Here is an 8964-nt window from a genome sequence, read left to right as displayed (position 1 = left end):
GGCGCCGACCGCCCGCGGCGTGCAGGACGGCTTGGAGTTCGGGACGGCGGGGCGCCCAGAGGGGGCGGGGTCTTCCCCCGGGACTCAGATGCCGGCAGCCGCCGACAGGTCGCGCTTGACGGCCGCCAGCAGCTCGGCCGCACGGGCCCGCGCGGCCGGCAGCCCGGTGTGCGCGGACACCGGCACGACGACCTCCAGGTAGCACTTCAGCTTCGGCTCGGTGCCGCTCGGGCGGACGATGACCCGGGCGCCGTCGAGGGTGTAGCGCAGGCCGTCCGTGGGCGGCAGCCTGTCCGTGCCCCGGGTGAGGTCCTCGGCCCGGGTGATCGCCAGGCCGGCCAGCTCGGTCGGCGGCTGCTCGCGCAGCCGGCGCATCGCGTCCGCGATCAGCGAGAGGTCCTCCACGCGCACCGACAGCTGGTCGGTGGCGTGCAGGCCGTGCTCCACGGCCAGGTCGTCGAGCAGGTCGAGAAGGGTGCGGCCCTCCTCCTTCAGCACCGACGCCAGCTCGGTGATCAGCAGCGCGGCGGTGATGCCGTCCTTGTCGCGCACGCCCTGCGGGTCCACGCAGTAGCCGAGGGCCTCCTCGTAGCCGTAGCGCAGGCCGTCGACGCGGGCGATCCACTTGAAGCCGGTCAGCGTCTCCTCGTACGGCAGGCCCGCCTTCTCGGCGATCCGGCCGAGCAGGGAGGAGGAGACGATCGACTCGGCGAAGGTGCCCCGGGCGCCGCGCCGGACCAGGTGGGCGGCGAGCAGGGCGCCGACCTCGTCGCCGCGCAGCATCCGCCAGTCGCCGCCGTCCCGCACGGCCACCGCGCAGCGGTCGGCATCGGGGTCGTTGGCGATGACCAGGTCCGGACCGGTGGCGCGGGCCGCGGCGAACGCCAGGTCCATCGCGCCCGGCTCCTCCGGGTTGGGGAAGGCGACCGTGGGGAAGTCCGGGTCCGGCTCGGCCTGCTCGGCGACCAGCACCGGCTCGGGGAAGCCGGCCCGGGCGAACGCGGCGAGCAGGACGTCCTTGCCGACGCCGTGCATGGCCGTGTAGACCGTCAGGGCGGTGCGCGGGGAGCCGGCGTCCAGGACGGCGTCCGTACGGGTCAGATAGGCGTCCAGGACCGTGTCGTCGAGGATCTCCCAGCCGGCGTCCGGGCGGGGCACGTCGTCCAGGGAGACGATCGCGTCGATCTCGGCGGCGATGTCCGCGTCGGCGGGCGGGACGATCTGCGAGCCGTCGCCGAGGTAGACCTTGTAGCCGTTGTCCCGGGGCGGGTTGTGGCTGGCGGTGACCTCCACGCCCGCGACCGCGCCGAGGTGCCGTATGGCGAAGGCCAGGACGGGCGTGGGCAGCGGGCGCGGCAGCACGGCGGCGCGCAGACCGGCGCCGGTCATCACGGCGGCGGTGTCCCGGGCGAAGTCGGCGGACTTGTGGCGGGCGTCGTAGCCGATGACGACGAGTCCGGCGGCGTCGTCCCCGTGGGGGGTGCCGTTCTTCTTCAGGTACGCGGCGAGGCCCGCGGCGGCGCGGATCACGACGCTGCGGTTCATGCGCATGGGACCGGCGCCCAGCTCGCCGCGCAGGCCGGCGGTGCCGAACTGGAGGGTGCCGCTGAAGCGGTCCGCCAGCTCGGTGACGTCACCGGCGTCGATCAGGCCGGCCAGCTCCTCGCGGGTCTCCTGGTCCGGGTCCTCGGCGAGCCAGGCCTTGGCCCGGGCGATGAGATCGTCGTGCACCTTGGGATCAACCTCTCCTGTGTATGTGTCCGCCCGCCCGCACGCCCCGGTCGGCCGGGGAACGGGCGGACGGGGTCCGGGCGCCTTACAGCTTGCCCAGCACCTGCGCCAGCAGCTGCCCCATGCGTGCCGCCGAGTCGCGGCCCGCCTGGAGCACCTCCTCGTGGTTGAGGGGCTCACCGGTCATGCCGGCGGCCAGGTTGGTGACCAGGGAGATGCCCAGCACCTCGGCACCCGCCTCACGCGCGGCGATGGCCTCGAGGACCGTGGACATGCCGACCAGGTCCGCGCCGATGACACGGGCCATGCGGATCTCGGCCGGGGTCTCGTAGTGCGGGCCGGGGAACTGCGCGTAGACGCCCTCCTCCAGGGAGGGGTCGATGTCCTTGCACAGGGCGCGCAGGCGCGGGGAGTACAGGTCGGTGAGGTCGACGAAGTTCGCGCCGACGATCGGGGAGGTCGCCGTCAGGTTGATGTGGTCGCTGATGAGGACCGGCTGGCCGGGGCGCATGCCCTCGCGCAGACCGCCGCAGCCGTTGGTGAGCACGATGGTCTTGCAGCCGGCGGCGACGGCGGTGCGCACGCCGTGCGCCACGGCGGCGACGCCACGGCCCTCGTAGTAGTGGGTGCGGCCCAGGAAGACCAGGGCGCGCTTGTCCCCGGAGGCGTACGAGCGGATCTTGCCGCCGTGTCCCTCGACGGCCGGCGGCGGGAAGCCGGGCAGCTCGGTGACCTGGAACTCCGCGTCGGGTGCGCCCAGGGCGTCGACGGCCGGAGCCCAGCCGGAGCCCATCACGAGGGCGACGTCGTGGGTCTCGGCGCCGGTGAGTTCGCGCAGGCGCGCGGCGGCGGCGTCGGCGGCGGCGTACGGGTCGCCCTGGATGTCGTCCGGAAGAAGAGATGCGTTCACGCCGATGAGGGTAACCGGTCTTCGCCTACGCGCGTAGATGACAGAGCCCACGGGATTGCGTTCGTTGTCTTGTCGCATTCCACAAACGGCGGCCGAAAGCGGAGGAAAGCCGCGGACCCGCGGGCAGGCGGGCGGGGCCGGCTCAGCAGGGGCGCTTGCGGAGTTCCATCACGTAGTCGTGCGGCGCCCCGGCGGACTCCGCGGCGTCCGCGATCTCGCCCAGGTAGCGCGCCGACGGCAGACCGCCCTCGTAGCCGTTGAGGACGTACGTCCAGGCCGGCTCCTCGCCGTCCAGGGTGTGCACGCGCACGCGTGCCCGCCGGTAGAGGCCGAGGCCCACGCCCTCCCACCGGTCGAGCGACTCCTCGTCCAGGGGCGCGAGGTCGTACAGGCCGACGAAGACCGCGGACAGCGGGTCCTCGACGATCGTCGCCAGCGCACCCTCCCAGCCCAGCTGCTCGCCGCCGAAGGTCAGCCGCCAGCCGTTCATCCAGCCGGTGGCGCGCAGCGGGGAGTGCGGGGCGCGGTGGGACATCAGGCGCGCGTCGAGATTGCCGGCGTACGCGGCATAGAGCGACATGGGGAGAGGGTACGACAGCCGCACCGTGCGCCCCAGGCGCCCCGGGGGCGCCCCCCGGGCAGTAGCACCTTGAAGGGTGCGGGACAATGGGGTACGTGACTCGGATCGTGATCATCGGTGGCGGACCCGGCGGATACGAGGCGGCCCTGGTGGCCGCCCAGCTCGGCGCGGAGGTGACCGTCGTCGACTGCGACGGTCTGGGCGGAGCGTCGGTGCTGACCGACTGCGTGCCGTCGAAGACCCTTATCGCCACGGCCGAGGTGATGACCACCTTCGACTCCTCCTACGAGGAGCTGGGGATCATCGTGGCCGACGACACCCCGCCGCTGGAGCGGGCGGCGCGCGTGGTCGGCGTGGACCTCGGCAAGGTCAACCGCCGGGTGAAGCGCCTCGCGCTCGCCCAGTCGCACGACATCACCGCGTCCGTGACCCGCGCCGGCGCCCGGGTCCTGCGCGGACGCGGCCGGCTGGACGGCATGCAGGCCCTGGACGGATCCCGCAAGGTCGTCGTCACCGCCGCCGACGGCACCGAGGAGACCCTCACCGCCGACGCCGTCCTCATCGCCACCGGCGGCCACCCGCGCGAGCTGCCCGACGCCCAGCCCGACGGCGAGCGGATCCTGAACTGGACCCAGGTCTACGACCTCGACGAGCTGCCCGAAGAGCTGATCGTGGTCGGCTCCGGTGTGACCGGTGCCGAGTTCGCCGGCGCCTACCAGGCGCTCGGCTCCAAGGTCACCCTGGTCTCCTCGCGCGACCGGGTGCTGCCCGGCGAGGACCCGGACGCCGCCGCCGTCCTGGAGGACGTCTTCCGGCGGCGCGGCATGAACGTCATGGCCCGCTCCCGCGCGCAGTCCGCCAAGCGCGTCGGCGACCAGGTCGAGGTGACGCTGGCCGACGGCCGCGTCATCGCCGGCTCCCACTGTCTGATGGCCGTCGGCGCCATCCCCAACAGCGCGGGCCTCGGCCTGGAGGACGCCGGCGTCAAGCTGCGCGACTCGGGCCACATCTGGACCGACAAGGTCTCCCGGACCACCGCTCCGGGCGTGTACGCGGCCGGTGACGTGACCGGTGTCTTCGCGCTCGCGTCCGTCGCCGCGATGCAGGGACGCATCGCGATGTACCACTTCCTCGGCGACGCGGTGGCCCCGCTGAACCTGAAGACGGTCTCCTCCAACGTCTTCACCGACCCCGAGATCGCGACGGTCGGCTACACGCAGGCGGACGTGGACGCGGGCAAGATCGACGCGAAGGTCGTCAAACTCCCGCTCCTGCGCAACCCGCGCGCCAAGATGCAGGGCATCCGGGACGGCTTCGTGAAGATCTTCTGTCGGCCGGGCACGGGCATCGTCGTCGGCGGTGTGGTCGTGGCCCCCCGCGCCTCGGAACTGATCCACCCCATCTCGATCGCCGTCGACAACAATCTGACGGTCGAACAGATCGCGAACGCGTTCACGGTGTACCCCTCCCTTTCGGGGTCGATCGCGGAGGTCGCCCGGCAGCTGCACACCCGCAAGACGAGCGCGGAGGCCTGACGGCCGGGCCGGTTCTCCGCTGGTCACGGGGAGTTGCGGCGCATGCGGACGGCATAGTCGGGGCGGCCGGGCTTTATATCACTTCCCGCCCCACCATGCGAACAACTTCTGTTATTCGGCGCAAACTGCTGAAAGCAGACGGTCGCTGGGGTTACTGTCAGTTTCGTGTTCGCTGCTGAACGTCGCCAATTGATCCTCGAAATGGTGCGAGCGAACGGTGCCGTGTCGCTCCGTGAGCTCGCCCGCGTCGTCCAGACCTCCGAAGTGACCGTACGGCGGGACGTGCGGGCACTGGAGGCAGAAGGACTCCTCGACCGCCGCCACGGCGGTGCGGTACTGCCGGGCGGGTTCACGCGAGAATCCGGCTTCCCGCAGAAGTCGCACCTCGCCACCGCCGAGAAGACGGCCATCGCCGACCTCGCCGCGGGCCTCGTAGAAGAAGGCGAGGCCATCGTGGTCGGGGCGGGTACGACCACCCAGGAGCTGGCCCGCCGCCTCGCGCGCGTGCCGGGCCTGACGGTCGTCACCAACTCCCTCCTGGTGGCCCAGGCGTTGGCCCACGCCAACCGGGTGGAGGTCGTGATGACCGGGGGCACCCTGCGCGGCTCCAACTACGCCCTCGTCGGCTCCGGCGCCGAACAGTCCCTCCAGGGGCTGCGGGTGTCCAGGGCCTTCCTCTCCGGGAGCGGTCTGACCGCCGAACGGGGCCTGTCCACCTCCAACATGCTCTCGGCATCCGTCGACCGGGCCCTCGTCCAGGCCGCCGCGGAGGTCGTGGTCCTCGCCGACCACACCAAGCTCGGCACCGACACGATGTTCCAGACCGTGCCGACGGACCTCATCACCCGGCTGGTCACCGACGAGCCGCCCGCCCACGACGACCGCGCCGCCACGGAGTTGCAGGCGCTCGCCGACCAGGGTGTGCAGATCGCCGTTGCGGGGGCGAGTGGGAACCCGGGGGGTGAACAGGTCCCGGCGGGCCGCCGCGCCCCACTGCCGGGACCACGAAGGGGGCACGTACCGGGCACCACCGCCCTGCGGTCCGCCACGGGCCTGGGCGACCCGACAGGCACCGAACGGGGGCGCGTCGCCGATCTGCGTCGCCGGTGAGCGCCGGCGCCGGGCGGGCGGCCCCGCGCGGAGCGGGGGCGGCCCGGCCGACCGGGGCCGGCGGGGCCACGGCCGGTGACGTCGGCGGTGTCCTCCGGCGTCCGCGTCCGTGCCCGTACCGGTGACGGTGACGACCGTGCCCGTACCGGTGAGGGTGCGCACGAAGACCGCGCGACCCCGTCCCGGCGGCAGCGCCACCCCCGTCTCCGCTGTCCGCACCGCCGACCGTGCCGAGGCCGGCCCGGCATCCCGGAACGCGGCCGGCCCCCGGAACCGAAGCACCGGGGGCCCACTCACTGCCGTACGACCTGTCGTACGACGACCTGCCGTACGACGACGGCTCAGTCCTTGATCTCGCAGATCGCCGCGCCCGAGGTGACGGATGCGCCGACCTCGGCGGTCAGGCCCTTGACGGTGCCCGCCTTGTGGGCGTTCAGGGGCTGCTCCATCTTCATGGCCTCCAGGACGACGACGAGGTCGCCCTCCTTGACCTCCTGGCCCTCCTCGACTGCGATCTTGACGATCGTGCCCTGCATGGGCGAGGCAAGGGTGTCGCCGGAGGCGACCGGCCCGGACTTCTTCGCCGCGCGGCGCTTGGGCTTGGCGCCGGCCGCGAGACCGGTGCGGGCCAGGCTCATGCCCAGGGACGAGGGCAGGGAGACCTCGAGGCGCTTGCCGCCGACCTCGACGACGACCGTCTCACGGCCCAGTTCCTCCTCCGCCTCGGCGTCGGCGGGGGCGGCGAACGGCTTGATCTCGTTGACGAACTCGGTCTCGATCCAGCGGGTGTGGACCGTGAACGGGTCGGCGGAGCCGGTCAGCTCCGGGCCGAACGCCGGGTCCCGGACGACCGTGCGGTGGAACGGGATCGCGGTGGCCATGCCCTCGACCTGGAACTCGTCCAGCGCCCGCGCGGCGCGCTCCAGGGCCTCCTTGCGGGTACGGCCGGTCACGATCAGCTTGGCCAGCAGCGAGTCCCAGGCCGGGCCGATCACGCTGCCGGACTCCACGCCCGCGTCCAGGCGGACGCCGGGACCGGAGGGCGCGTCGAACCGGGTGACCGTGCCGGGAGCCGGGAGGAAGTTGCGGCCCGGGTCCTCGCCGTTGATGCGGAACTCGAACGAGTGTCCGCGCAGCTCCGGGTCGCCGTAGCCGAGTTCCTCGCCGTCGGCGATGCGGAACATCTCGCGGACCAGGTCGATGCCGGCGACCTCCTCGGTCACCGGGTGCTCGACCTGCAGACGGGTGTTGACCTCCAGGAAGGAGATCGTGCCGTCCTGGCCGACCAGGAACTCGCAGGTGCCGGCGCCCTCGTAGCGGGCCTCCTTCAGGATGGCCTTCGACGCGCGGTACAGCTCGGCGACCTGCTCCTCGGAGAGGAACGGCGCCGGGGCCTCCTCCACCAGCTTCTGGTGGCGGCGCTGCAGCGAGCAGTCACGGGTGGAGACCACGACCACGTTGCCGTGCTTGTCGGCCAGGCACTGCGTCTCCACGTGCCGGGGACGGTCCAGGTAGCGCTCGACGAAGCACTCGCCGCGACCGAAGGCGGCCACCGCCTCACGGACGGCGGAGTCGTACAGCTCCGGGACCTCTTCGAGGGTGCGGGCGACCTTCAGGCCCCGGCCGCCACCGCCGAAGGCGGCCTTGATGGCGATCGGCAGGCCGTGCTGCTCGGCGAACGCCACGACCTCGTCGGCACCGCTCACCGGGTCGGGCGTGCCCGCCACCAGCGGGGCACCGGCACGCTGGGCGATGTGCCGGGCGGCGACCTTGTCACCCAGGTCGCGGATGGCCTGCGGCGGCGGCCCGATCCAGATCAGGCCCGCGTCCAGCACGGCCTGCGCGAACTCGGCGTTCTCCGACAGGAAGCCGTACCCGGGGTGGACGGCGTCCGCGCCGGACTCCCGGGCCGCGTTCAGGATCTTGTCGATGACGAGATAGCTGGTGGCCGGGGTGTCACCGCCCAGGGCGAACGCCTCATCCGCGGCGCGGACATGCAGAGCGTCCCGGTCCGGGTCCGCGTAGACGGCCACGCTCGCGATCCCGGCGTCCCGGCAGGCCCGGGCCACGCGGACAGCGATTTCGCCACGGTTGGCGATGAGCACCTTGCGCACGATTGAGGCTCCCTCCTTGAAACAAGCCGAGTTTAGGGACTGCCGACACGGCACTTCGACCCGTCCCCAATGGTGAGCTTGCCCACACGGAGCGTGAAACGAGGCTCGCTCGAACCGCGAAAGCCCATGCCACACCTCGGTACGCAGGACTCCCTCGGAAAACCCTAGCCCTGCCATGTGTCCAAGGTCTCTGTGAGGGCGTGCTGCGGCCCACCCTGATTCTTTGTCGAGTCCCTACGAATGGCCCAATGATTCTTTGCTGCTGCCCGAACCCTTGTCCCCGGGTTTACCCGTTAGTAGCGTTCGCGCTGTCTCGAACGTACCTGTGGTAACAGGCTGCTGGTGTGAAGGTGGTGGGGGCCGGTGGTGCGCAGACCGGTGGCAGGGGTCGTGGCGGTCGTCCTCCTGGGCGAGGCCGTCGCCATCGCCGCGCTGAACTGGTTCCTCGGGATGGTCGTCGACCGGCAGAAGATGTCCCTGGCCGGCCTCGACCCGGACGTCATGGCGACGTCCTCGAAGGCCGGCGGCGTCGTCTTCGGCCTCTACTTCGCGCTCTGCGCGCTGGTGGCCCTGCTCGTCGCCGTCCGCGACCGCTCCCCGGCCGGCTTCGGGCGTGTCCTGCTGATCAGCGCGGCGGTGGTGCACGGCCTGCTCGGCGCGTTCGCCTGGGGGCTGGTCGGCTGGACGGCGTTCCTGTTCATGGTCGTCGTCCTCGGGCTGATCGTCCTGCTGCTGATGACGTACGACCGTGCCGGCGGTCCGGAGGCCGCGCCCCCGGGCGGTGCGCCCGGGCCGGGCGAGGGCCCGTGGGCGCGGGCGGAGCCGGGTGCGGTTCCCGCCGGTGCGGCCCCCGCCGGGGCGGGTGCGCCGGTCAGTCGTGCGGACGAGCCGCGGGACGGGGAGGACGAGCCCCAGGACGGGGAGGCCGCGCCCCTGGACGGTGCGTCCGGGCCGGGCGAGGGCCCGTGGGCGCGGGCGGAGCCG

The 8964-nt window shown here is 72.6% G+C and carries 6 protein-coding genes and 1 pseudogene; 3 read left to right on the top strand and 4 right to left on the bottom strand.

The annotated features are described in order from the left end of the window. Positions 1-84 precede the first annotated feature (84 nt). The 3 genes from AB0B40_RS15525 to AB0B40_RS15515 all read right to left on the bottom strand — a co-directional run bounded on the left by AB0B40_RS15525 (position 85) and on the right by AB0B40_RS15515 (position 3221). Positions 85-1731: a phospho-sugar mutase gene (locus AB0B40_RS15525; RefSeq protein WP_362264085.1), complete on the bottom strand. Its 1647-nt coding sequence runs from the start codon at positions 1729-1731 to the stop codon at positions 85-87. Between the two features lie 85 nt (positions 1732-1816). Further along, positions 1817-2641, bottom strand: coding sequence for a purine-nucleoside phosphorylase (locus tag AB0B40_RS15520; protein WP_345048171.1), 825 nt, complete (start codon positions 2639-2641; stop codon positions 1817-1819). Positions 2642-2783: 142 nt separating this feature from the next. Next, on the bottom strand, positions 2784-3221 hold the full coding sequence (locus AB0B40_RS15515) for a gamma-glutamylcyclotransferase (protein ID WP_345048172.1): 438 nt from the start codon (positions 3219-3221) through the stop codon (positions 2784-2786). An 86-nt stretch (positions 3222-3307) separates the two neighbouring features. On the opposite strand from AB0B40_RS15515, the gene AB0B40_RS15510 reads away from it, so the two are divergent. Together AB0B40_RS15510 and AB0B40_RS15505 are read left to right on the top strand one after the other, a co-directional pair. Next, a complete protein-coding gene (locus AB0B40_RS15510) occupies positions 3308-4756 on the top strand; it encodes an NAD(P)H-quinone dehydrogenase (protein WP_345048173.1) in 1449 nt (482 codons plus the stop codon). A 189-nt stretch (positions 4757-4945) separates the two neighbouring features. Continuing rightward, entirely contained in the window at positions 4946-5866 is a 921-nt protein-coding gene (locus tag AB0B40_RS15505) for a DeoR/GlpR family DNA-binding transcription regulator (protein ID WP_362264093.1), read from the top strand. A 341-nt stretch (positions 5867-6207) separates the two neighbouring features. Here the strand turns inward: AB0B40_RS15505 and AB0B40_RS15500 are convergent, their stop codons facing one another. Beyond that, the gene (locus AB0B40_RS15500) at positions 6208-7980 is read right to left on the bottom strand and encodes a biotin carboxylase N-terminal domain-containing protein (RefSeq protein ID WP_345048175.1); all 1773 of its coding nucleotides are present in this window, start codon (positions 7978-7980) and stop codon (positions 6208-6210) included. A 363-nt stretch (positions 7981-8343) separates the two neighbouring features. Between AB0B40_RS15500 and AB0B40_RS15495 the strand changes: the two are divergent. Further along, positions 8344-8727 (top strand): annotated as a pseudogene (locus tag AB0B40_RS15495) (hypothetical protein); the annotation flags it as partial. Positions 8728-8964: the final 237 nt, after the last annotated feature.

The organism is Streptomyces sp. NPDC042638 (assembly GCF_040647235.1).
GTDB lineage: Bacteria > Actinomycetota > Actinomycetes > Streptomycetales > Streptomycetaceae > Streptomyces > Streptomyces rameus.
The sequence above is the reverse complement of the archived record's forward strand: the minus strand, read 5'-3'. Positions and strand labels throughout refer to the sequence as shown.